This is a genomic window from Alcaligenes sp. RM2, assembly GCF_052931795.1.
Genome location: NZ_JBRFIO010000005.1, coordinates 1 through 20,373, shown reverse-complemented (window position 1 = coordinate 20,373; position 20,373 = coordinate 1). Strand labels below are relative to the sequence as shown.

28 protein-coding genes are annotated in these 20,373 nt (G+C 57.0%); 25 read left to right on the top strand and 3 right to left on the bottom strand.

The window, feature by feature from the left end; genetic code table 11:
• Window positions 1-13 precede the first annotated feature (13 nt).
• The 19 genes from mlaD (at window position 14) to tatC (ending at window position 13,085) form a co-directional block, all read left to right on the top strand.
• Window positions 14-490: an outer membrane lipid asymmetry maintenance protein MlaD gene (mlaD, locus tag ACU6HM_RS15610; protein ID WP_009455494.1), complete on the top strand. Its 477-nt coding sequence runs from the start codon at window positions 14-16 to the stop codon at window positions 488-490.
• A gap of 40 nt (window positions 491-530) precedes the next feature.
• A complete protein-coding gene (locus ACU6HM_RS15605; protein WP_051359147.1) occupies window positions 531-1,310 on the top strand; it encodes an MlaA family lipoprotein in 780 nt (259 codons plus the stop codon).
• A gap of 38 nt (window positions 1,311-1,348) precedes the next feature.
• Window positions 1,349-2,020 carry an MlaC/ttg2D family ABC transporter substrate-binding protein gene (locus tag ACU6HM_RS15600; protein WP_009455492.1) on the top strand — a complete coding sequence of 224 codons (672 nt, stop codon included), beginning with the start codon at window positions 1,349-1,351 and terminating at the stop codon, window positions 2,018-2,020.
• A gap of 186 nt (window positions 2,021-2,206) precedes the next feature.
• On the top strand, window positions 2,207-2,998 hold the full coding sequence (locus ACU6HM_RS15595; RefSeq protein WP_446764028.1) for an ABC transporter ATP-binding protein: 792 nt from the start codon (window positions 2,207-2,209) through the stop codon (window positions 2,996-2,998).
• A gap of 95 nt (window positions 2,999-3,093) precedes the next feature.
• Window positions 3,094-3,852 (top strand): ABC transporter permease, encoded by a 759-nt coding sequence (locus ACU6HM_RS15590; protein WP_254500295.1) that lies wholly within the window; start codon window positions 3,094-3,096, stop codon window positions 3,850-3,852.
• A gap of 4 nt (window positions 3,853-3,856) precedes the next feature.
• Entirely contained in the window at window positions 3,857-4,105 is a 249-nt protein-coding gene (locus tag ACU6HM_RS15585; protein ID WP_009455487.1) for a BolA family protein, read from the top strand.
• Window positions 4,098-5,357: a UDP-N-acetylglucosamine 1-carboxyvinyltransferase gene (murA, locus tag ACU6HM_RS15580; protein ID WP_009455486.1), complete on the top strand. Its 1,260-nt coding sequence runs from the start codon at window positions 4,098-4,100 to the stop codon at window positions 5,355-5,357. The genes ACU6HM_RS15585 and murA overlap by 8 nt, the downstream gene beginning before the upstream one ends.
• Window positions 5,357-6,031: an ATP phosphoribosyltransferase gene (gene hisG / locus ACU6HM_RS15575; RefSeq protein WP_009455485.1), complete on the top strand. Its 675-nt coding sequence runs from the start codon at window positions 5,357-5,359 to the stop codon at window positions 6,029-6,031. The genes murA and hisG overlap by 1 nt, the downstream gene beginning before the upstream one ends.
• Before the next feature lie 129 nt (window positions 6,032-6,160).
• Entirely contained in the window at window positions 6,161-7,465 is a 1,305-nt protein-coding gene (gene hisD, locus ACU6HM_RS15570; RefSeq protein ID WP_009455483.1) for a histidinol dehydrogenase, read from the top strand.
• A gap of 25 nt (window positions 7,466-7,490) precedes the next feature.
• Window positions 7,491-8,078: an imidazoleglycerol-phosphate dehydratase HisB gene (gene hisB, locus ACU6HM_RS15565; RefSeq protein ID WP_009455482.1), complete on the top strand. Its 588-nt coding sequence runs from the start codon at window positions 7,491-7,493 to the stop codon at window positions 8,076-8,078.
• A 20-nt stretch (window positions 8,079-8,098) separates the two neighbouring features.
• Complete coding sequence (gene hisH, locus ACU6HM_RS15560; RefSeq protein ID WP_254500219.1) at window positions 8,099-8,746, top strand: imidazole glycerol phosphate synthase subunit HisH; 648 nt, start codon at window positions 8,099-8,101, stop codon at window positions 8,744-8,746.
• 77 nt (window positions 8,747-8,823) lie between these two features.
• Window positions 8,824-9,564 (top strand): 1-(5-phosphoribosyl)-5-[(5-phosphoribosylamino)methylideneamino]imidazole-4-carboxamide isomerase, encoded by a 741-nt coding sequence (gene hisA / locus ACU6HM_RS15555; RefSeq protein WP_009455480.1) that lies wholly within the window; start codon window positions 8,824-8,826, stop codon window positions 9,562-9,564.
• Window positions 9,561-10,352 (top strand): imidazole glycerol phosphate synthase subunit HisF, encoded by a 792-nt coding sequence (hisF, locus tag ACU6HM_RS15550; RefSeq protein WP_250756257.1) that lies wholly within the window; start codon window positions 9,561-9,563, stop codon window positions 10,350-10,352. The genes hisA and hisF overlap by 4 nt, the downstream gene beginning before the upstream one ends.
• Window positions 10,352-10,756, top strand: coding sequence for a phosphoribosyl-AMP cyclohydrolase (gene hisI / locus ACU6HM_RS15545; protein WP_009455478.1), 405 nt, complete (start codon window positions 10,352-10,354; stop codon window positions 10,754-10,756). Before hisF ends, hisI begins: the two co-directional genes overlap by 1 nt.
• Window positions 10,753-11,106 (top strand): phosphoribosyl-ATP diphosphatase, encoded by a 354-nt coding sequence (locus tag ACU6HM_RS15540; RefSeq protein WP_021447244.1) that lies wholly within the window; start codon window positions 10,753-10,755, stop codon window positions 11,104-11,106. The genes hisI and ACU6HM_RS15540 overlap by 4 nt, the downstream gene beginning before the upstream one ends.
• 83 nt (window positions 11,107-11,189) lie before the next feature.
• A complete protein-coding gene (locus tag ACU6HM_RS15535) occupies window positions 11,190-11,558 on the top strand; it encodes a histidine triad nucleotide-binding protein (RefSeq protein ID WP_009455476.1) in 369 nt (122 codons plus the stop codon).
• A gap of 12 nt (window positions 11,559-11,570) precedes the next feature.
• Complete coding sequence (tatA, locus tag ACU6HM_RS15530; RefSeq protein ID WP_021447245.1) at window positions 11,571-11,804, top strand: Sec-independent protein translocase subunit TatA; 234 nt, start codon at window positions 11,571-11,573, stop codon at window positions 11,802-11,804.
• A gap of 22 nt (window positions 11,805-11,826) precedes the next feature.
• A complete protein-coding gene (gene tatB, locus ACU6HM_RS15525; protein WP_247966298.1) occupies window positions 11,827-12,321 on the top strand; it encodes a Sec-independent protein translocase protein TatB in 495 nt (164 codons plus the stop codon).
• A complete protein-coding gene (tatC, locus tag ACU6HM_RS15520; RefSeq protein WP_009455473.1) occupies window positions 12,318-13,085 on the top strand; it encodes a twin-arginine translocase subunit TatC in 768 nt (255 codons plus the stop codon). The genes tatB and tatC overlap by 4 nt, the downstream gene beginning before the upstream one ends.
• A 279-nt stretch (window positions 13,086-13,364) precedes the next feature.
• Here the strand turns inward: tatC and ACU6HM_RS15515 are convergent, their stop codons facing one another.
• Complete coding sequence (locus tag ACU6HM_RS15515; protein WP_009455472.1) at window positions 13,365-14,537, bottom strand: S1C family serine protease; 1,173 nt, start codon at window positions 14,535-14,537, stop codon at window positions 13,365-13,367.
• A 25-nt stretch (window positions 14,538-14,562) separates the two neighbouring features.
• On the opposite strand from ACU6HM_RS15515, the gene ACU6HM_RS15510 reads away from it, so the two are divergent.
• A complete protein-coding gene (locus tag ACU6HM_RS15510; protein ID WP_009455471.1) occupies window positions 14,563-15,339 on the top strand; it encodes a Nif3-like dinuclear metal center hexameric protein in 777 nt (258 codons plus the stop codon).
• A gap of 181 nt (window positions 15,340-15,520) precedes the next feature.
• Here ACU6HM_RS15510 and mscL read toward each other — a convergent pair whose 3' ends face one another.
• Window positions 15,521-15,976: a large conductance mechanosensitive channel protein MscL gene (mscL, locus tag ACU6HM_RS15505; RefSeq protein ID WP_009455470.1), complete on the bottom strand. Its 456-nt coding sequence runs from the start codon at window positions 15,974-15,976 to the stop codon at window positions 15,521-15,523.
• A gap of 126 nt (window positions 15,977-16,102) precedes the next feature.
• On the opposite strand from mscL, the gene petA reads away from it, so the two are divergent.
• From petA to ACU6HM_RS15480, 5 genes are all read left to right on the top strand, one after another.
• Window positions 16,103-16,747 carry a ubiquinol-cytochrome c reductase iron-sulfur subunit gene (petA, locus tag ACU6HM_RS15500; protein WP_009455469.1) on the top strand — a complete coding sequence of 215 codons (645 nt, stop codon included), beginning with the start codon at window positions 16,103-16,105 and terminating at the stop codon, window positions 16,745-16,747.
• Window positions 16,748-16,797: 50 nt separating this feature from the next.
• A complete protein-coding gene (locus tag ACU6HM_RS15495; RefSeq protein WP_009455468.1) occupies window positions 16,798-18,186 on the top strand; it encodes a cytochrome b in 1,389 nt (462 codons plus the stop codon).
• A gap of 19 nt (window positions 18,187-18,205) precedes the next feature.
• A complete protein-coding gene (locus ACU6HM_RS15490) occupies window positions 18,206-19,060 on the top strand; it encodes a cytochrome c1 (RefSeq protein ID WP_009455467.1) in 855 nt (284 codons plus the stop codon).
• Window positions 19,061-19,186: 126 nt separating this feature from the next.
• Entirely contained in the window at window positions 19,187-19,795 is a 609-nt protein-coding gene (locus ACU6HM_RS15485) for a glutathione S-transferase N-terminal domain-containing protein (RefSeq protein ID WP_009455466.1), read from the top strand.
• Window positions 19,796-19,801: 6 nt separating this feature from the next.
• A complete protein-coding gene (locus tag ACU6HM_RS15480) occupies window positions 19,802-20,227 on the top strand; it encodes a ClpXP protease specificity-enhancing factor (RefSeq protein WP_009455465.1) in 426 nt (141 codons plus the stop codon).
• Between the two features lie 69 nt (window positions 20,228-20,296).
• On the opposite strand, the gene ACU6HM_RS15475 is transcribed toward ACU6HM_RS15480, so the two are convergent.
• Window positions 20,297-20,373, bottom strand: a 77-nt coding sequence (locus ACU6HM_RS15475) for an IS3 family transposase (RefSeq protein WP_446764091.1), incomplete at its 5' end; no start/stop codon positions are given.

The window sequence follows — 20,373 nt, the reverse complement described above, 5'->3', positions numbered from 1 at the left end:
GAATTGCTCAACTATGAATCGCGAGAAAACCGATTTCTGGGTTGGCCTGTTTGTTTTGCTGGGGCTGGTCGCACTGGCATTCCTGGCCCTGCGCGCGGGTAACCTCAGTTCTTTTTCCTTTGCAAAAACCTACCAGGTATCGGCCAAGTTCGATAATCTGGGTGGCCTGAAACCACGCGCTCCCATCAAGGCCAGCGGTGTGGTCGTTGGCCGGGTAGGCTCCATTGGTTTTGACAACCAGGACTTCAAAGCCGTGGTCACCCTGGATATGGACGAGCACTACAAGTTTCCTGTCGACACCTCGGCCTCCATCCTGACGTCAGGCCTGCTGGGCGAACAGTACATTGGCCTGACTGCTGGTGGCGACGACAAGGACCTGCAAGGTGGCAGCACCATTACCTATACTCAAAGCGCGGTTGTGCTGGAAGAACTGATCAGCAAGTTCCTCTACAACACGGCCTCCAAGGACGGCGGCTCCAAATCGGAGTAAGCAAACCCGCCCGTTCATGCTCATTACAGACGACACAACCATGAATACAACAACTCGCCGCTCTTACTCCCTGCCTCGTGGAGTCCGTTTGAGCCTGATCGGTGCCAGTGCTGCGCTTGTGGCCGGTTGCGCCAGTGTGCCCAACCCCAACCCCCAGGACCCTTGGGAAGGCATGAACCGTGGCATCTACGCCTTTAACGAAACCGTGGACGGCGCGCTGATCAAACCGATTGCAGAAGGCTACAACGCCCTGACGCCGCAGCCTGCACGCACATGTATTAGTAACATTTTCAACAACCTGGGCGATGCCTGGTCGGCCGTCAACAGCTTCCTGCAAGGCGAGCACGTTGACTTCTTCAACACCCTGGGCCGAGTCCTGTTCAACTCGACCATGGGCCTGGGCGGTTGTATTGACGTTGCCACCATGAATGGCTCCAAGCGCATCCCCAACGACTTTGGTGTGACGCTGGGCGTATGGGGCGTCAAGTCTGGCCCTTACGTGGTTCTGCCCTTCTTTGGCCCCAGCACCGTTCGCGACGGTGTGGCACGTGGCACCAGCTTCCTGGAGGGCTTCTCCTCCACGGGTCCGATCATGGCGATCAAGGATGTACCGGTACGCAACAGCATCCTGGGTTTGTGGGCCTTGGATGCCCGTGCTGGCGTGCTGGATGCAGAAAAACTTGTTAACGACATCGCCCTTGACCGCTACAGCTTCATACGCGACGCTTACCTGCAAAGACGCCATGCGATGGTGCAAGCCCGCCGCACCGGTGGCGACACCAGCCAGGACCTACCTGACTACTCGGACGCAGACGAATAAAAACGCGCTGCCCGCAGAACATTCTTCTGGAGTTTTTTATGATTTCCCGTCCCGCCTTGGGCGGGACTGCTTTGCAGTCCTCCCCCTCTCGCCTGATTTCCTGGATCCTGACCGTCTGTGCGGCCCTGGCTCTGTGTTTGCACGCCATCGCAGCCCAGGCACAAGTTGCAGATCCCAAAGGGGAGCCCAACAAGTTTGTTGAATCGGTCGGCAATCAAGCCTTGCAAGTGGTCAAGGAAAGCGACGCCATCCGCAAGGGTGACCGCGCTGCCATTCTGGCTGCCGTGAACGAAAACATCATGCCCTACGTGAACCTGGAAAAGACGACACGTCTGTCCGCGGGCCGCTACTGGCGTCAAGCCAACCCCGAACAGCGTCAGAAACTGGTCGAAGCGTTCAAGGGCACCTTGGTTCGCACCTACAGTGGCGCCTTGTCCCGCGTGGATGACAAGACACAGCTGACCATCCTGCCTTTCCGTGGCGATTCCAATGCAGACGACGTGGTGGTGCGCTCCTCGCTGACTCAGTCCAACGGTGGCCCGGTCGGTGTGGATTACCGCCTGGAAAAAACACCGGAAGGCTGGAAAATCTACGACTTGAACGTAGAAGGCATCTGGCTGATTCAAAACTACCGCAACCAGTTTGCCCAGCAAATTGAGCAAGGTGGTATTGATGGCCTGATTCAGGCGCTGAACAAACAAAACAGTTAAGGCAGGCCGTGGCAAGCACGGGCGCTTTGGTCGGGCATTCTTAAGCAGACCAGAGTCGTACTCTATAATAAAGAGCCTGATCACCCCCAAACAGGTCTACGCCCATGCGTAGGCCTGTTTAGTTAACAAAGACGCTACAGCGACGACTTCCCCCGCCACACCCGCGTCAGGCCAACCCAAACTGCCATGTCCGCCTTCAAACTCGATAACGTCAGTAAACGCTTCGCTCCCCAAAGCCGGGGACTCAAAAGCCTGTTTTCCCCTCCCCGTTCCGATGCCGGTTTTCTGGCCGTCGATCAGGTCAGCCTGACTATCGAACATGGTGAATTTTTCGGCTTGCTCGGCCCTAACGGCGCCGGCAAAACAACCCTGATTTCCATGTTGGCCGGCCTGACCCGTCCCACCAGCGGCCAGGTCAGTGTCTGTGGTTACGATGTGCGCACCCAGTATCAAAAAGCCCGCCAATCGCTGGGCGTGGTGCCACAGGAAATTGTTTACGATCCCTTTTTCACCGTCCGTGAAACCTTGCGTCTGCAATCGGGCTACTTTGGCCTGAAAAACAATGACGACTGGATCGACGAGATTCTGGCCAATCTGGCCCTGAGCGACAAGGCCAATGTGAACATGCGCGCCTTGTCCGGCGGCATGAAGCGCCGCGTTCTGGTCGCCCAGGCGCTGGTGCACCGCCCCCCTGTCATTATTCTGGATGAGCCCACTGCCGGTGTGGACGTGGACCTGCGCCGCACGCTGTGGGAGTTCATCATTCGCCTGAATCAACAAGGCCACACCATCTTGCTGACCACCCACTATCTGGAAGAAGCCCAGGCCCTCTGTGGTCGCCTGGCCATGCTTAAAAGTGGCAAGATCGTCGCCCTGGATACCACGCAAGCCATTATGGAGCGCGCAGGCGGCCACGATCTGGAGGATGCATTTGTGCGCATCATGCACAACGAAGGAAAAATGGGAGTCGCACTGTGAACCAGAACAATTCTCCCAAACACTGGGGCGTACCTCAAAACACGGACGCCCCCGCTGCCAAGATCGGCACCCTGAGCCTGCCCCCTCAGCCCAAGATGGGCTCGGGCTTTCCTACGCTGCTGCGCAAGGAGCTGATGCGTTTCTGGAAAGTGGGCTTTCAGACCATTGCTGCGCCCGTTTTGACGGCGCTGATGTATTTGCTGATTTTCGCCCACGTCCTTGAAGGCCGCGTCACGGTATACGACTCCGTGCCCTACACCGCCTTCCTGATTCCGGGCCTGATGATGATGAGCATGTTGCAAAACGCTTTTGCGAACCCGTCCTCATCACTGATTCAAAGCCGCATCACGGGCAATCTGGTCTTTATCCTGCTGCCCCCGCTCTCGCACCGCGAGATTTTCGCCGCCTACCTGCTGGCGTCCATCGCCCGCGGGGTCTGTGTGGGCCTCTGTGTCTGGCTGGTGTCACTGTTCTTTGTCTCTCTGCCTGTCTCCAAACCCTTATGGGTGTTGACCTTTGCCGTCCTGTCTTGCGGCATCATGGGAGCCTTGGGTCTGATCGCCGGCTTGTGGTCTGAAAAATTCGACCAGTTGGCGGCATTCCAGAACTTCCTGATCATGCCTGCTACCTTTCTGTCGGGTGTGTTCTATTCCATCCATAGCCTGCCACCCTTCTGGCAAACTGTTTCACACTGGAACCCGTTGCTCTATACCATTGACGGGTTCCGCTACGGTTTTTTTGCCGCCTCGGATATTTCTCCCTGGTTCAGCCTGACCGTTGTCGCCAGCGTCTTTGTTGCGCTGTGTCTGATTTCGCTACGCCTGCTTGCCTCAGGCTATAAATTACGGAATTGATTTCATGTTGCCGACCCCCGAACAAGTTCACCAATACATTGCCGACAACCTGCCCTGTGAACACTTGCAAGTGCAAGGCGATGGTTCGCACTTTGAGGCCCTGATCGTCAGCACCGCCTTTGAAGGCAAACGCCTGATTGCGCGTCACCAACTGGTTTACAAAGCCCTGGGCGACCGGATGAAAGCCGAAATCCACGCCCTGTCCATGCGCACGCTTACCCCCGACGAATACAAGGCCAATCCGAATGGATAAATTACGCATCACAGGCGGACAACGCCTGAATGGCGAGATCACCGTCTCTGGCGCCAAAAACGCCGCCCTGCCCATTCTGTGCGCCAGTCTGCTGGCTGCTGACACGGTGTACCTGGACAATGTCCCGCGTCTGCGTGACATCGACACTACTCTGAAGCTGTTGGGACAGTTGGGTGTCACCCAGAAGCGCAATGGCACGCTGGAGCTGAATGCAGGCAACATCACCAATCTGGAAGCGCCCTACGAACTGGTGAAAACCATGCGCGCCTCCATTCTGGTGCTGGGCCCCCTGCTGGCGCGCTTTGGCGAGGCACGCGTCAGCCTGCCCGGTGGTTGTGCCATTGGCCAACGCCCTGTGGATCAGCACATCAAGGGTCTGGCGGCCATGGGTGCAGAAATCCATGTCGAGCACGGCTTTGTGAATGCCCGCGCCAAACGCTTGCGCGGTGCCGTGGTGCGCACGGATATGGTGACAGTCACCGGCACCGAAAACCTGATGATGGCCGCCGTTCTGGCTGAAGGCCAAACCATTCTGGAAAACGCAGCCCGCGAACCGGAAATTATTGATCTGGCCGAGCTGCTGATCAAAATGGGTGCCAAGATCCAGGGCCACGGTACCGACCGTATCGTCATTGACGGTGTCGAGCGCCTGCACGGTGCCAAACACACCATCTGCCCCGACCGTATTGAAGCCGGTACGTTCCTGTGCGCCGTTGCCGCTACCGGTGGCGAACTGACCTTGCGCAATACCGATGCTGACGCCATGGGCGCCACGCTGGACAAGCTGCGCGAAGCCGGACTGCAGATTGAAACCGGCTCGGACTGGATCAAGGCCAGCATGAATGGTCGCCCCAAGGCGGTCAGCTTCCGTACCAGCGAATACCCCGGCTTCCCCACGGACATGCAGGCTCAATTGATGGCACTGAACACCATTGCCGACGGCACCGCCTCGGTCGTGGAAACCATCTTTGAAAATCGCTACATGCACGTACAGGAACTGAACCGACTGGGTGCACAGATCGATATCGAAGGCCATATGGCCGTCGTTACCGGCGTTCCTTACCTGACTGGCGCCACCGTCATGGCAACCGACCTGCGTGCGTCAGCCAGCCTGGTCATTGCAGGCCTGGCGGCTCGGGGTGACACTACCGTCGAACGCATCTACCATCTGGACCGTGGCTACGACCGCATGGAAGCCAAGCTTCAAGCCGTAGGCGCCAACATCGAGCGAATCAGCAGCAAGGAAACCTAATGAGTCCCGCCGGTTTAAATCAACCTCTGACGCTGGCCTTGTCCAAAGGCCGGATTTTTGACGAAACCCTGCCCTTGCTGGAAGAGGCAGGCATCAAGGTGCTGGAAAGCCCCGAAACGTCGCGCAAACTGATCCTGCCCACCAATAACCCGGACCTGCGTCTGATTATTGTGCGTGCCACCGACGTGCCAACTTACGTGCAATACGGTGCCGCCCATATCGGGATTGCCGGCAAGGACGTGCTGTACGAGCACATGGAACAGCACCCCGGCGGCCTGTACCAGCCCGTGGACCTGAACATTGCCCGTTGCCGCCTGTGTGTGGCCGTGGCCGAAGGCTTTGACTACCATTCGGCCGTCAAGCAAGGTTCGCGCCTGCGTATCGCCACCAAATACACCCGCGCTGCCCGCGAGCACTTCGCCAGCAAAGGCGTATATGTGGACTTGATCAAGCTGTATGGCTCCATGGAACTGGCTCCGCTGGTCGGTCTGGCCGACGCCATTGTGGACCTGGTCTCCAGCGGCGGCACCTTGCGTGCCAACAAGCTGGTGGAAGTGGAAGACATCACCCCCATTTCCTCGCGCTTGATCGTCAATCAGGCTGCCATGAAGAACCGTGGTGCCCAGTTGCAACCCCTGATCGACGCTTTCTCTCGCGCTTCGGTAGACGAGTAAAACTTCCCCTGCCACGGGCGGGGGATAAACAGCCTGACAATCCTGCTTGCGCAAAAGGCGCAGACCGCCTTTTGCCTAAGCGAAATGTTATACACTGGCCTTTGAACCTTAGCTTTTTCCCATAGCGACATGTCACTGATCCATCGCCTGACCTCCCAATCCGCCCAGTTCGATGCCGAACTGCGCACTCTACTGGCTTACGAAGCGTCCGAAGACGCGTCTATCGAGCACGCTTGTGCCGAAATTCTGCATCGTATCCAGCATGAGGGGGACACGGCCTTGCTGGATTACACCCAGCGCTTTGACCGACTGGCTGTTGAACAGGCCTCGGCACTGGAAATCTCCAAAGAAGAACTGTTTGCGGCTCTGGACAGCCTGCCTGCCGATCAGCGCAAGGCACTGGAACAGGCCGCCGAGCGTGTGCGTCGTTACCACGAGCATCAGCGCACTGAAACCTGGACCTACACGGAAGCCGATGGCACCGTGCTGGGCCAGCAAGTTACCCCCTTGGACCGTGTGGGACTGTATGTCCCCGGTGGCAAGGCCGCTTACCCCTCCTCGGTTCTGATGAACGCCATTCCTGCCAAAGTGGCGGGTGTTCCAGAGCTGATCATGGTCACGCCTACACCCGATGGCGTGCGCAACCCCATCGTGCTGGCGGCTGCCGCCCTGGGCGGTGTCGATCGCGTGTTCACTATTGGTGGCGCGCAGGCTGTAGGCGCTTTGGCTTACGGTACGGACACCATCCCGCCGGTAGACAAGATTGTCGGCCCCGGCAACGCCTATGTCGCCGCTGCCAAACGCCGCGTCTTTGGCGTCGTTGGCATCGACATGATTGCCGGCCCGTCCGAAATCCTGATCATCAGCGACGGCAGTGCTCCTGCTGACTGGGTGGCCATGGACCTGTTCTCCCAGGCGGAACACGACGAGCTGGCCCAGGCCATCTTGCTGTGTCCCGATGCGGACTTCCTGGACCAGGTTGAAGCGGCCATCGAACGTCTGCTCCCCACCATGCCACGCGCGGACATCATCCGTCGCAGCCTGTCTGGTCGCGGTGCCCTGATCCACGTCCGCGATCTGGACGAGGCCTGTAAGATCAGCAACCATATCGCACCGGAACACCTGGAAGTCTCTACCCGTAACGCCCAGGACTTGTTGAGCAAAATCCGCCATGCTGGCGCCATTTTCCTGGGCCCTTACAGTTCCGAATCGCTGGGCGATTACTGTGCCGGGCCTAACCATGTCCTGCCGACGGCACGCACTGCGCGTTTCTCGTCACCTTTGGGCGTCTACGATTTCCAGAAACGCAGCAGCATTATTCAGGTTTCAGAATCAGGCGCCCAAACACTGGGACCCATAGCCGCTACGCTGGCACAAGGCGAGGGCCTGTACGCCCACGCTGCCAGCGCGCAATTCCGATTGAACCAATCCTGATACCGGCCTTGCCGCCGGCACTGATATGCGTACCGCCGAGATTACCCGCAATACCAATGAAACCCGCATCCGCGTGGCCGTTAACCTGGACGGCACCGGCCGTCACTCGCTCAACAGCGGCGTGCCCTTTCTGGACCACATGCTGGACCAGATCGCCCGCCACGGTCTGATTGACCTGGACGTGCACTGTGAGGGCGACACCCACATCGATGATCACCACACTGTCGAGGATATCGGCATTGCACTGGGCCAGGCTTTTGCCAAGGCCGTAGGCAGCAAAGCCGGTCTGCGCCGCTACGGCCATGCCTATGTGCCCTTGGACGAGTCGCTGTCGCGCGTAGTGGTGGACTTCTCCGGTCGCCCCGGCCTGTTTTATTTTGTGCCCTTTACCCGCGCACGAATCGGCCAGTTCGATGTAGACTTGGCACGCGAGTTTTTCCAGGGTTTTGTCAATCACGCCCTGGTTTCTATGCACATCGATAACCTGCGCGGCGAAAACGCACACCACCAGTGCGAAACCGTGTTCAAAGCCTTTGGCCGAGCATTGCGTATGGCTCTGGAGCTGGACCCACGTAGCGAAGGCGTGGTGCCTTCGACCAAAGGGGTTCTGTAAACGTCCTTCGGACACACATCGTGACCACTATCGCTATTGTCGATTACGGTTCGGGCAACATCTTCTCGGTTGCCCGAGCACTGCATGCCGCCGCAGCTGATGCGCGCATCGTTCTTGCTCAAACCCCTCAAGCCATTCTGGATGCGGACCGGGTTGTCTTACCCGGCCAGGGTGCCATGCCCGATTGCATGGCCCACCTGGACCAATCCGGTTTGCGTGATGCCTTGCTGACAGCCGCCCGCAACAAGCCCTTATTGGGCATTTGCGTAGGCGAACAAATGCTGTTCGATTCCAGTCAGGAAGGCAATGTCCCCTGTTTAGGTCTGATTCCCGGCCAAGTGCGCCGTTTTGAGGGCCCGAACTACAAAAGCAGCGACCACGCCTCCGGCCCCGGGCTGAAAGTGCCCCATATTGGCTGGAACCGCGTACACCAGACTCAGGATCATCCCTTATGGGCTGGCATTGAGGATGGCGCGTTCTTTTACTTTGTTCATAGCTACTTTGTCGATCCGCTGCATATAGATCAAACTTGTGGTTCGACGCACTATGGCCAACGCTTTACCTCGGCGATAGCAAACGCTAATATTTTTGCGTTGCAATGCCATCCTGAGAAAAGCGCAGACAACGGCCTGCAACTGTTCCGGAATTTCGCCAACTGGAAGCCATGATTTTTCAAGCAAGCTTCCCGGCGTTGTTCTGACTTTTTCCGACCCAGTATTTCTTACGTTTTTTACGGCTAAAGACCATGCTTTTGATTCCCGCCATCGACCTCAAAGACGGGCGTTGTGTGCGCCTTCGCCAGGGTGACCTGGACGATGCCACTATTTTCTCGGATGATCCGGCCAAAATAGCAACACAATGGCTGGAACAAGGGGCCCGGCGCCTGCATCTGGTGGACCTGAACGGCGCTTTTGCCGGTAAGCCCAAGAACAGCGAAGCCATCAAATCCATTATTGCTGCCATCGACGGTGAAATTCCCGTACAGATCGGCGGTGGTATCCGCGACCTGGATACCATCGAGCGCTACCTGGACGCTGGCATGAGCTATGTCATTATTGGCACTGCCGCTGTCAAAAGCCCTGGTTTCCTGCAAGACGCCTGCAGCGCCTTTCCTGGCAACATCATTGTTGGCCTGGATGCCCGTGACGGCAAAATCGCCACCGACGGCTGGAGCAAGCTGACCCGCCACGACGTACTGGATCTGGCCAAGAAATTTGAAGACTACGGCTGCGAGTCCATTATCTACACCGATATTGGCCGCGACGGCATGCTGACTGGCGTGAACATCGAAGCCACCGTCAAGCTGTCCCAGCACGTGAAGATTCCCGTCATCGCCTCCGGCGGTGTTACCAACCTGAAAGACATCGAAGACCTGTGTGCCGTAGAGCACGAAGGCATCGAAGGTGTGATTTTGGGTCGCAGCATTTACGAAGGCACCCTGAATTTTGCCGAGGCGCAAACCTTCGCTGACGAGTACCAGGCATGAGCCAGGACGTCACCAACGAATTAGCCTGCCGCATCATTCCTTGTCTGGACGTGACCGCTGGCCGTGTGGTCAAAGGCATCAACTTTGTGGATCTGGTCGATGCCGGAGACCCGGTCGAGATCGCCCGCAAGTACAACGACCAGGGTGCCGACGAACTGACCTTCCTGGACATTACGGCCACCTCGGACAACCGTGATCTGATCTTGCCCATCATCGAACAGGTGGCCAGCCAGATTTTCATCCCCCTGACAGTGGGCGGTGGTGTGCGCGAAGTAGCCGACATCCAACGCCTGCTCAATGCCGGTGCGGACAAAGTGTCCATTAACAGCGCCGCCATCAGCAACCCGGACCTGGTGCGTGCCGCCAGCGATCACCATGGCAAGCAATGCATGGTCGTCGCCATTGATGCACGCCGTGTCAGCGCCGAAAACGAAGCACCACGCTGGGAAGTCTTTACCCACGGCGGTCGTCGTGGAACCGGCCTGGACGTGGTGGAATGGGCAGCCCGCATGGCCGAATACGGCGCCGGCGAACTGCTGCTGACCAGCATGGACCGCGACGGCACCAAATCCGGCTTTGATCTGGAACTGACTCGTGCCGTGTCCGAGGCGGTCTCCATTCCCGTTATCGCCTCTGGTGGAGTGGGCGGCCTGCAAGACCTGGCCGATGGCGTGATCAAGGGCGGCGCCAGTGCCGTACTGGCCGCCAGCATCTTCCACTACGGTCAACACACTATTGCCGAAGCCAAGGATTTCATGGCTGCGCAAGGTATTCAGGTGCGACGCTAATGGCTGACTTACCGGCCTGGCTGGCTGAAATCCGCTTTGATGAACAAGGCTTGATCCCCGCGATTGCGCAGGACCAGGCCACGGGCAAAATCTTGATGGTCGCCTGGATGAACCAGGAGTCCCTGCAAGAGACCGTCAGCACCGGCCGCGCCGTGTACTGGTCGCGTTCCCGCCAGCGCCTGTGGCGCAAGGGCGAGGAGTCCGGCCACGTGCAGCACGTCAGCGACTTGCGCCTGGACTGTGATGGCGACGTTATTTTGCTTAGCGTGGAGCAGGTTGGCCAGATCGCCTGTCATACGGGTCGTGAAAGCTGCTTTTATCGCCAGCTGCAAGGCCAGAGCGATCAGGCACAATGGGTGGCGGTTGACCCCGTCCTGAAAGACCCGGAGCATATTTACCGATGAGCGAACAACCTACTGTCGAGACCATCCTTGATCATCTTGGCCGCACCCTGAAGTCCCGCCTGCCTGCACAAGGCGGGGACCCATCCTCTTCCTACGCCGCCAAGCTGCTGGCCAAGGGACCGGATGCATTCCTGAAGAAAATCGGGGAAGAAGCGACCGAGCTGGTCATGGCTGCCAAGGATGAAGAACGCGAGCGCATCGTCTACGAAACGGCAGACCTGTGGTTTCATAGCCTGGTGGCCCTGACTTACTACGGTCTGGAGCCCCGCGATGTCCTGACAGAACTGCTGCGCCGCGAAGGTACATCAGGCCTGGAAGAAAAAGCTTCGCGCCCTAAGGACCAGGTGTAATTCTGTCATTTAGACGCGCTACACTGTCCTGATACCTAGATTTTTGGCACTTGCCCAGCAAGTGCTTCGCTACCGAGGTTGCTATGAGCGAGAACTGTCTGTTTTGTAAAATTGCTGCCGATCAGATCCCGTCCAAAAAAGTGTACGAGGACGAGGACTTTCTGGCATTTCACGACATCAACCCAGCTGCACCTATCCATATCCTGGTAATCCCCAAGAAACACGTCGTGTCCATGCAGGACGTATCAGGCCAGGATAGTGAATGGTTGGGTAAAATGATGGCTTTGGCACCTTCCCTGGCCGCACAGGCTGGTTGTCGCCCCGGCCCTGAAGGCGGTTTCCGCATTGTCATCAACAACGGTTTGGATGGCGGGCAGGAAATCAACCATTTACACATGCACATCTTGGGCGGTGAGCGCCCATGGCAACAACGCGCAGCCATGGCTGCTTAAGGGAGATACATTATGGGTAGCTTTAGCATTTGGCACTGGCTGATCGTTCTGGTCATCGTTGCCCTGGTTTTCGGCACCAAGAAACTGCGTAATATCGGCTCGGATCTGGGCGGTGCAGTCAAAGGTTTCAAAGAAGGCATGAAAGACGTAGGTGAAGAAGAAAAAACACCCGAAACCGTCAGCCAACGCGCTGCCGATCCTCAAACGATCGACGTGCAGGCCAAGGAAAAATCCGATCGCGCCTGATCCCCTTCTTGTGTGAGTCTGAATGTTTGATGTCAGCTTTAGCGAACTGCTCCTGATTGGAGTGGTTGCCCTGATCGTCATCGGTCCCGAACGTCTTCCTAAAGTAGCGCGCACCGTCGGCCATTTGCTTGGCCGCGCGCAGCGCTACGTTAACGAGGTCAAGACCGATATCCAACGCGAAATCAATCTGGATGAGGTGAACAAGCTCAAAGACCAGATGGAGGACGCCGCGCGCTCGGTGCGCAGTTCGGTCGAGGACACGGGCAAAAGCATCAGCCAGCCTCTGACAGAAGCCCGCGACACCCTGCAAAACGCGTCGGAGTCCGCACGCAAGGCCTTCTCGGATACCGCCGAGAACGTCAAGGCGAGCCCCGACGCCATCCCCGCGAAAGAATCGGCTGCCAGTCAGCCCGATACGGATGCAGCCGCCCAGCCAGCGCCCAGTGCGCCAGCCAGTGACGACGCTCCCCGTCCTACGGATGCTCCCGCCCAACCCTCTAAAGGACCGACGGCATGAGCACCGAAGCGCCTCAAGAAGATACCTTCATCTCCCACCTGGTCGAGCTGCGCACACGCCTGCTACGCGCGGTCATTGCCGTGGTCGGGATTTTTATCGTGCTGTTTACGTATCCTGGCGCTTCGGCCATTTATGATGTGCTGGCCCAGCCCATGATGAGCTCTCTGCCCGAGGGTACGCGCATGATTGCCACCGGGGTGATTACCCCTTTCATGGTGCCGGTCAAAGTCACCTTGATGGCATCGTTCGTATTGGCCTTGCCTATCGTGCTCTACCAAGCATGGGCCTTTATTGCGCCAGGTTTGTACAACCACGAAAAGAAGCTGGCTCTGCCGCTGATCATGACCAGCACCTTGCTGTTCATTGCCGGCATGGCGTTTTGTTATTTCGTGGTGTTCCGCACCGTGTTTCACTTCATCGCCTCGTTTGCCCCGCAATCGATTACACCAGCACCGGACATCGAAGCCTATCTGGGCTTTGTCATGACCATGTTCCTGGCCTTTGGCATTACCTTTGAAGTGCCTATCGCCGTGATTTTGCTGGTGAAAACAGGCGTTGTAACGGTAGCCAAGCTGCGCGAAATCCGTGGTTATGTAATCGTGGGCGCGTTTGTGATCGCCGCTATCGTGACTCCGCCCGATGTGGTCAGCCAGATCTTGTTGGCCGCCCCGCTATGCCTGCTTTATGAATTAGGGATTCTGGCCGCCAGCCTGATCAAGAAACGGGAAGCGGAAAACAGCGAAGGCCGCGAGCTGGATCTGTAAAACGATCAAAGCAACACCTGTTTGTACGCGTCACATGGCGTGCAGACCCAAAAATGGCTCTCTTGCCTTGCTCCAAAAGGAGTAGCCCAGAGAGCCATTTTTTTAGATACCTTGCCAAGCCTTCGCGCCACTACGATCTGCAAAACAGCGTAGCCAAATGCAAATCGCCTGACCACGCAAGCATCACACACTACCCAAGAGCCTGTACGGCCTGCAAGGCCTTGAACGCACCGTTACGCCCTTTCAGTGAACTCCAGCGAAGAGGAGAAGCTGCCGGCCCTATTTGCGCACCTGAGGTCGCATACCGACCTTGACGGGAACGTCCAGCTCCTTGCCATCGCGCAACACGCTTAATGTCACGGTCTGCCCGGGTTGCACTGGGCCAATCTGATTGAGCAGGCCAATTGAATCGGCCACCTGCTGACCATTCAAGCGCAACACAATATCGCCCACCTGCAAATGCGCCTCGGCAGCCGGACCGTGACGTTGCACACTGGCAATAATCACACCTGCATCACTCTTTAGTTTGAAAGACTTGATCAGGTCCGGGGTAATGTCCTGTGGCTCCAGGCCCAGCCAGCCGCGCGTCACTTCACCATTACGGATAATTTCGTTCATGATGGCCAGCGCAGTCGAGGACGGAATGGCAAAACCGATACCCAGCGAACCGCCCGTTTCGGAATAAATAGCGGTATTGATTCCCACCAGACGGCCAACCGCATCCACCAGGGCCCCACCCGAGTTGCCGGGATTAATGGCGGCATCGGTCTGAATGAAGTTTTCGTAAATATTGATGCCCAGGCGATTGCGTCCCAAGCCGGAGACAATGCCCATCGTCGTGGTCTGACCCACTCCGAAAGGATTGCCAATGGCCAGCACCACATCGCCCACCTGCAACTGATCCTGTTCCTGGGTCTGGATCACAGCCAGCTTGGGCAGATCCACTTTCAGCACAGCCAGATCGCTTTCAGGGTCCGAGCCAATCAGACGCGCCTTGGCCTGACGTCCATCCGATAATGCCACCTCGATGGCATCAGCCGCTTCAATCACGTGGTAATTGGTCAGGATATAACCCTGCTCGTGTACGATCACGCCCGAACCCAGGTTGATTGTGGAGCGGCGACCCATCAAGTCGGGCAGTTCGCGAAACAGGCGCTGCAGATCAGGATCTTCCAGCAAGGGGGAATTGCCTTCCAAATGCTTGCTGGTGTACACATTAACGACCGCCGGCGCGGCGCTAGTGACAGCCGAGGCATACGACAGCGGGCCATCCTGCTCCATAGCAGCCGCGGGGACCAGGGGCGGAACCGGTGCAGGCAAAACCACCGTATTCGTAGAACGGACGGGAGCCTCGGGCGCGCCCACCCACTGCGGTCGCAGCGTCACTACAATAAAAAAGCCCGCCAGACAAATTGTCACCGCTTGAGCAAACACTAGCCACAATCGACGCATAGCACTCTTTCAGATAAGGATTTCCATGACTCAGGTTTCAACAGCCGAACTGGCCAGCTGGCTCAATAGCACCTTGGATGTCGCCCGTTTCAAGGACTATTGTCCCAATGGGCTTCAGGTCGAAGGCAAGCCCTATATTGGCAAACTCGTCACCGGCGTGACGGCCTCGCTGGCACTGATTGATGCCGCTATTGCCCGCCAGGCGGACGCAATTTTGGTGCACCACGGCTGGTTCTGGAAAAACGAAAACCCGTGCATTGTAGGCGCCCGAAAAACTCGTATCGAACGCGTCCTGACGCATCAGCTTAACCTCCTGGGCTATCACCTGCCCCTGGACGCTCACCCTGTCCTGGGCAATAACGCCCAGTTGGCTCGCCAGTTAGGCATCGAGGTGCTGCGCGACGCAGACGGCGTGGCACAAACCTGTGGTCCGGATGGACTGGTCTGGCTGGGTGAACTGCCAACCCCAGTTTCACTGGAAACATTCAGCCTGACAGTTTGCAATAATTTACAACGGCAGCCACTGGTTGTTGGCGATTTACAACGGAAAATCCGCCGAATAGCTTGGTGCACAGGAGGGGCACAGGGCTTTATTGATAGCGCCATCGCTGCGCAGGCCGATCTCTACATCAGCGGCGAGGCTTCGGAACAGACATTTCACAGTGCGCAGGAAAACAATATTGCCTTCATGGCAGCCGGCCATCACGCAACCGAACGCTATGGGGCCAAGGCTTTGGGCGAAGAAATCGCTCGCCAGTTTGGCATAGAAGTGGAGTTCATCGATCTGGATAACCCGATCTGATTTCATCAAAAACCCGCGCATATGACCTTGAACAAGCTTTAAAGCGCCACAGGCTAGACAAGCCCAGGCCCTGAAAGGCTAAAATCAGGCATCCGGCGCGGGCAAACTTGACCCTGCCGGTGGGTTTACATAAACAAAAAGGTGCCGAAAGGCACCTTAAAGCTTTGATAAGTCCGGGCTTTTATTTTTTCAGCGAATCCCTGATCTCGCGCAGCAAGATGACGTCTTCAGGGGTTGGTTCGGGTACGGCCTCAGCAGCTTCAGCCTTGGCCACGGTGGCACGCATACGGTTAATCATCTTGACCATGCAAAACACCACGAAGGCCAGCAAGATGAAGTTGATGAAAATGGTCAGGAAGTTACCCCACGACAAAACAACAGCACCGGCCGCATTCAGAGCTTCCAGGGTTTCTGGGCCGGTAAAGCCCTCTGGTGTACGCAAGACCGTGAACTGGTTGGTAAAATCCACTTCGCCGCCAAGGATGAAACTGATGACGGGCATGACGATGTCTTTTACCAGCGAGTCGATAATCTTGCCAAAAGCAGCGCCAATAATGACACCGACCGCAAGGTCCATCATGTTGCCCTTAACTGCGAACTCCCGGAATTCGTTCAGGAAACCTCGAGCCTTGTTCATATGTTCACCTTTGATCAAGTTATGCTGCGCTGGGTAACGCGTATAATGTGCGGTTGAATAATATACCCAGGCCCAAATCCGTAAATTGTGGTATTGCCCGAGTCGGGCAGGAATAAGGATACTAGAATGAGTCAGAATACGACACAGCCCGATGCCATAGGCGCGGTTGATTTCAATCTTCCGCCCGATCCTTCGCGCCGCACCTGGGTCGCCACCGCCTGTGCATTAGGTGGTGTCGCTGGTGTGGCGACAGCTGTTCCCTTTGTCAGCTCCTTTGCTCCTTCCGAGAAAGCAAAAGCGGCCGGCGCTCCCGTAGAGGTCGATATTTCCAGTATCGCCCCCGGTCAGATGCGCACCGTGGAATGGCGCGGGAAACCCGTCTGGATTCTGCACCGCACCAAAGAGCAGCTGGACGCACTGCCCAAGCTGGACAGCCAGCTGGCCGACCCTGACTCGGATCGCCCCGGTTACACCCCTGCGTACGCCAAGAACGAATACCGTTCGCGTCGCCCTGAAATCTTTATCTGTATCGGTATCTGCACCCACCTGGGGTGCTCCCCTACCCCGCATCTGGCTGCTGGCGCTGGCGCTGGTCTGCCCGGTGGTTGGGAAGGCGGCTTTCTGTGCCCCTGCCACGGCTCCACGTTCGACCTGGCCGGCCGCGTCTACAGCAACAAGCCTGCTCCAGACAATCTGGAAATCCCGCCCTACGAGTTCTCGGCTGACGGCACGATGGTTACCATCGGCGTAGACGAAAACAACAAGGCCTAAGGCGGCTGTAACCCAATACGTACTATTTAAAAAGATAAAGGAGCCGTTTCATGGCTGGCGAGAAAACCGTCGAAACGACAGGACTCTTGGGATGGATTGACAGGCGTTTCCCCCTGACATCCATGTACAAAGAGCACATGTCAGAATATTACGCGCCGAAGAACTTCAACTTCTGGTACTTCTTTGGCTCTCTGGCACTGCTGGTGCTGGTTATCCAGATCGTGACTGGTATTTTCCTGGTCATGAACTACAAGCCAGATGCCAAGCTGGCCTTTGAGTCGGTTGAATACATCATGCGTGAAGTGCCCGGTGGCTGGATCATCCGCTACATGCACTCCACAGGCGCTTCCATGTTCTTCGTGGTGGTGTACCTGCACATGCTGCGCGGCTTGTTCTACGGTTCTTACCGCAAGCCACGTGAACTGGTCTGGATCTTTGGCGTTGCCATTTTCCTCTGTCTGATGGCTGAAGCCTTCATGGGCTACCTGCTGCCATGGGGCCAGATGTCCTACTGGGGCGCCCAGGTGATTGTTAACCTGTTCTCGGCCATTCCTTTCATTGGTCCTGACCTGGCTATTTTCATCCGTGGTGACTACGTGGTGTCCGACGCCACCCTGAACCGCTTCTTTGCTCTGCACGTGATTGCGGTGCCTCTGGTCCTGCTGGGTCTGGTTGTGGCTCACCTGATCGCTCTGCACGAAGTGGGTTCCAACAACCCCGACGGTGTGGAAATAAAGAAAGGCCCCAAAGACGCTCAAGGTCGTCCTTTGGATGGCATCCCCTTCCACCCTTACTACACCGTGCACGACATCCTGGGTGTGGCGGGCTTCCTGATTGTGTTTGCCGCGATTGTGTTCTTTGCCCCTGAAATGGGCGGCTACTTCCTGGAGTTCAACAACTTCAGCCCTGCCGATGCACTGAAGACTCCTCCGCACATTGCTCCTGTCTGGTACTTCACGCCGTTCTACTCCATGCTGCGTGCCACGACTGCCGACTTTACCTGGGTTCTGGCCGGTGCTTCCGTGCTGGGTGCTCTGGTGCTGTTCGTCAAAGGCAAGCTGCCCGGTATCTGGCGCCTGGTCGTACCCGCTGTCCTGATCGCTGTTGCTGTGCTGCTGCGTGTTATCGACGCCAAGTTCTGGGGCGTGGTGGCCATGGGTGGTACGGTCGTGATCCTGTTCTTCCTGCCTTGGCTGGATAAATCGCCTGTGAAGTCGATTCGCTACCGTCCTACCTGGCACAAAGTGCTGTACGCGATTTTCATCATCAACTTCCTGATCTTGGGTTACCTGGGCACACAGGCTCCGAACGACTTGTTCAACCTGCTGAGCCAGATCGGTACGGTGATCTACCTGGCCTTCTTCCTGCTGATGCCAGTATGGAGCCGCATGGGTACGTTCAAACCCGAACCTGATCGCGTGACTTTCCGCCCTCACTAGGCCCCCAACACGAAACGGAATGACCATGATTAAGAAACTGCTTGGCGCTCTGGCCTTGTCCCTTACCTGCACGGTGGCTGGTGCCGCCGAAGGTGGCTATGCCCTGGAGCGCGCGCCCGACCGCATGAATGACATGGCGGCGTTGCAAAATGGCGCAAAACTGTTTGTGAACTACTGTCTGAACTGTCATAGCGCCAACTCCATGCGCTACAACAAGCTGACAGACATCGGCCTGACCGAAGAGGACATCAAGAAAAACTTGCTGTTCTCCTCGGACAAGGTGGGTGATCTGATGAAGATCGCCATGACCCCCGAAATGGGCAAGAAGTGGTTTGGCGCTGCTCCTCCGGACCTGTCCGTGATTGCGCGTGCCAAGTCCACCAACCTGGGCCCTAGCGGCGCGGACTACATCTACACCTACTTGCGCACTTTCTACCGTGACGCATCCCGCCCAACCGGCTGGGATAACCTGGTCTTCCCAAGCGTGGGTATGCCTCACGCCATGTGGGAGCGCCAAGGTGGCGTCACCTTGCACCGCACGACCGTGGCCCAGGAAGCCAAGGACGATGGCAGCAAGGAATGGGTCAAGACCACGGCTACTTACGATCCAGCCGGTTTCTCCGACGTCAAGAAAGAAGTATTGGCCGATTACACCGGTCACGCTACTGACACCGTCAAGCTTGAGCCTGTTAACGCCAAGGCTGCTGCCAAATACGACAGCGACGTGGCCGACCTGGCCAACTTCATGGACTGGATGGCCGAGCCTGTGCAGCTGGAGCGCAAGAAAATTGGCGTGGGCGTGATCCTGTTCCTGCTCTTGTTCTTTGCCGTTGCATGGCGCCTGAACAGCGTTTTCTGGAAAGACATCAAGTAAAACGCTATGCTAGACGGGCAGGCCTAACTAGCCTGCCCGGCTTTTTATTGTTAAAACCCCTTGCAGGGTTTTAAATTCTGAGCCGTGAGGCTCTTGTTTTTATTTCTACGACTGGAATCTCCTACCATGATGGTGCTCTACTCTGGAACAACTTGCCCATTCTCACAGCGCTGCCGTTTCGTGTTGTTTGAAAAAGGCATGGATTTCGAGATCCGCGACATCGACTTGTACAACAAGCCTGAAGATATCGCCGTCATGAACCCCTACGGACAGGTGCCGATCCTGGTAGAACGTGACCTGATCTTGTACGAATCGAACATCATCAATGAATACATTGATGAGCGTTTCCCGCATCCTCAGCTGATGCCTGCGGACCCCACCATGCGCGCCCGCACACGCCTGTTCCTGTACAACTTCGAAAAGGAACTGTTTGTACACGTGGCCGCCCTGGAAGACCGCCGCAACGCGGATGCCAAGGCACAAGAACTGGCCCGTCAGCAAATCCGCAACCACTTATCGCAGCTGGCTCCCATCTTGCTGAAGAACAAGTACATGCTGGGCGAAGAGTTCTCCATGCTGGACGTGGCAATCGCTCCCCTGCTCTGGCGCCTGGACCACTACGGTATCGAACTGCCCAAGAGCGCTGCTCCTGTGCAAAAGTACGCCGAGCGCGTGTTCTCGCGTCCTGCTTACATTGAAGCACTGACTCCTTCCGAAAAAGTCATGCGTCGCTAATCCACTATGCAAGAAACCTCGACCAAGCCTTACCTGCTGCGCGCTCTACATGAATGGTGTTCCGACCACGGATACACCCCACACATCGTGGTCACGGTAGACGCCAACACGGTTGTTCCACGCGGCCATATTCAGGATGGACAAATCACCCTGAATATCGGACATCTGGCCACCAATGGCCTGATCTTGGGCAACGACTACATTGAATTCCAGGCCCGCTTTGGCGGCGTCACGGAAGACATTTTCGTACCCGTGGCAGCTGTATCAGCCATCTACGCACGCGAAACAGGCGCTGGTATGGGTTTTGAAGTGGTGGAGTCCGAGCCTTACGCAGAAGGTGACACACCGGACGCCGCTCCTGAAGCTGCACCGGAAGCTCCCGCTGCCAAGAAAGACGCTGACAAGGTCTCGCACCTGAAGATCGTCAAATAAGGCGCGTTCGACGCAGACAAAAATAGAGCCCCGCATTGAACTGACCCCCATAAGTTGGACGGTCAGAAGTTAGAGCTCGAAGGCCTGAGTTCGGTATTGCACCGGGCTCAGGCCTTTTAGTTTGAGCTTGATGCGGTCGTGGTTGT

Bases quoted from the DNA above. Each gene is read 5' to 3' on its own strand.
- mlaD (WP_009455494.1), top strand. From the start codon at position 14: ATGAATCGCGAGAAAACCGATTTCTGGGTTGGCCTGTTTGTTTTGCTG.
- ACU6HM_RS15605 (WP_051359147.1), top strand. From the start codon at position 531: ATGAATACAACAACTCGCCGCTCTTACTCCCTGCCTCGTGGAGTCCGT.
- ACU6HM_RS15600 (WP_009455492.1), top strand. From the start codon at position 1,349: ATGATTTCCCGTCCCGCCTTGGGCGGGACTGCTTTGCAGTCCTCCCCC.
- ACU6HM_RS15595 (WP_446764028.1), top strand. From the start codon at position 2,207: ATGTCCGCCTTCAAACTCGATAACGTCAGTAAACGCTTCGCTCCCCAA.
- ACU6HM_RS15590 (WP_254500295.1), top strand. From the start codon at position 3,094: ATGGGCTCGGGCTTTCCTACGCTGCTGCGCAAGGAGCTGATGCGTTTC.
- ACU6HM_RS15585 (WP_009455487.1), top strand. From the start codon at position 3,857: ATGTTGCCGACCCCCGAACAAGTTCACCAATACATTGCCGACAACCTG.
- murA (WP_009455486.1), top strand. From the start codon at position 4,098: ATGGATAAATTACGCATCACAGGCGGACAACGCCTGAATGGCGAGATC.
- hisG (WP_009455485.1), top strand. From the start codon at position 5,357: ATGAGTCCCGCCGGTTTAAATCAACCTCTGACGCTGGCCTTGTCCAAA.
- hisD (WP_009455483.1), top strand. From the start codon at position 6,161: ATGTCACTGATCCATCGCCTGACCTCCCAATCCGCCCAGTTCGATGCC.
- hisB (WP_009455482.1), top strand. From the start codon at position 7,491: ATGCGTACCGCCGAGATTACCCGCAATACCAATGAAACCCGCATCCGC.
- hisA (WP_009455480.1), top strand. From the start codon at position 8,824: ATGCTTTTGATTCCCGCCATCGACCTCAAAGACGGGCGTTGTGTGCGC.
- hisF (WP_250756257.1), top strand. From the start codon at position 9,561: ATGAGCCAGGACGTCACCAACGAATTAGCCTGCCGCATCATTCCTTGT.
- hisI (WP_009455478.1), top strand. From the start codon at position 10,352: ATGGCTGACTTACCGGCCTGGCTGGCTGAAATCCGCTTTGATGAACAA.
- ACU6HM_RS15540 (WP_021447244.1), top strand. From the start codon at position 10,753: ATGAGCGAACAACCTACTGTCGAGACCATCCTTGATCATCTTGGCCGC.
- ACU6HM_RS15535 (WP_009455476.1), top strand. From the start codon at position 11,190: ATGAGCGAGAACTGTCTGTTTTGTAAAATTGCTGCCGATCAGATCCCG.
- tatA (WP_021447245.1), top strand. From the start codon at position 11,571: ATGGGTAGCTTTAGCATTTGGCACTGGCTGATCGTTCTGGTCATCGTT.
- tatB (WP_247966298.1), top strand. From the start codon at position 11,827: ATGTTTGATGTCAGCTTTAGCGAACTGCTCCTGATTGGAGTGGTTGCC.
- tatC (WP_009455473.1), top strand. From the start codon at position 12,318: ATGAGCACCGAAGCGCCTCAAGAAGATACCTTCATCTCCCACCTGGTC.
- ACU6HM_RS15515 (WP_009455472.1), bottom strand. From the start codon at position 14,537: ATGCGTCGATTGTGGCTAGTGTTTGCTCAAGCGGTGACAATTTGTCTG.
- ACU6HM_RS15510 (WP_009455471.1), top strand. From the start codon at position 14,563: ATGACTCAGGTTTCAACAGCCGAACTGGCCAGCTGGCTCAATAGCACC.
- mscL (WP_009455470.1), bottom strand. From the start codon at position 15,976: ATGAACAAGGCTCGAGGTTTCCTGAACGAATTCCGGGAGTTCGCAGTT.
- petA (WP_009455469.1), top strand. From the start codon at position 16,103: ATGAGTCAGAATACGACACAGCCCGATGCCATAGGCGCGGTTGATTTC.
- ACU6HM_RS15495 (WP_009455468.1), top strand. From the start codon at position 16,798: ATGGCTGGCGAGAAAACCGTCGAAACGACAGGACTCTTGGGATGGATT.
- ACU6HM_RS15490 (WP_009455467.1), top strand. From the start codon at position 18,206: ATGACCATGATTAAGAAACTGCTTGGCGCTCTGGCCTTGTCCCTTACC.
- ACU6HM_RS15485 (WP_009455466.1), top strand. From the start codon at position 19,187: ATGATGGTGCTCTACTCTGGAACAACTTGCCCATTCTCACAGCGCTGC.
- ACU6HM_RS15480 (WP_009455465.1), top strand. From the start codon at position 19,802: ATGCAAGAAACCTCGACCAAGCCTTACCTGCTGCGCGCTCTACATGAA.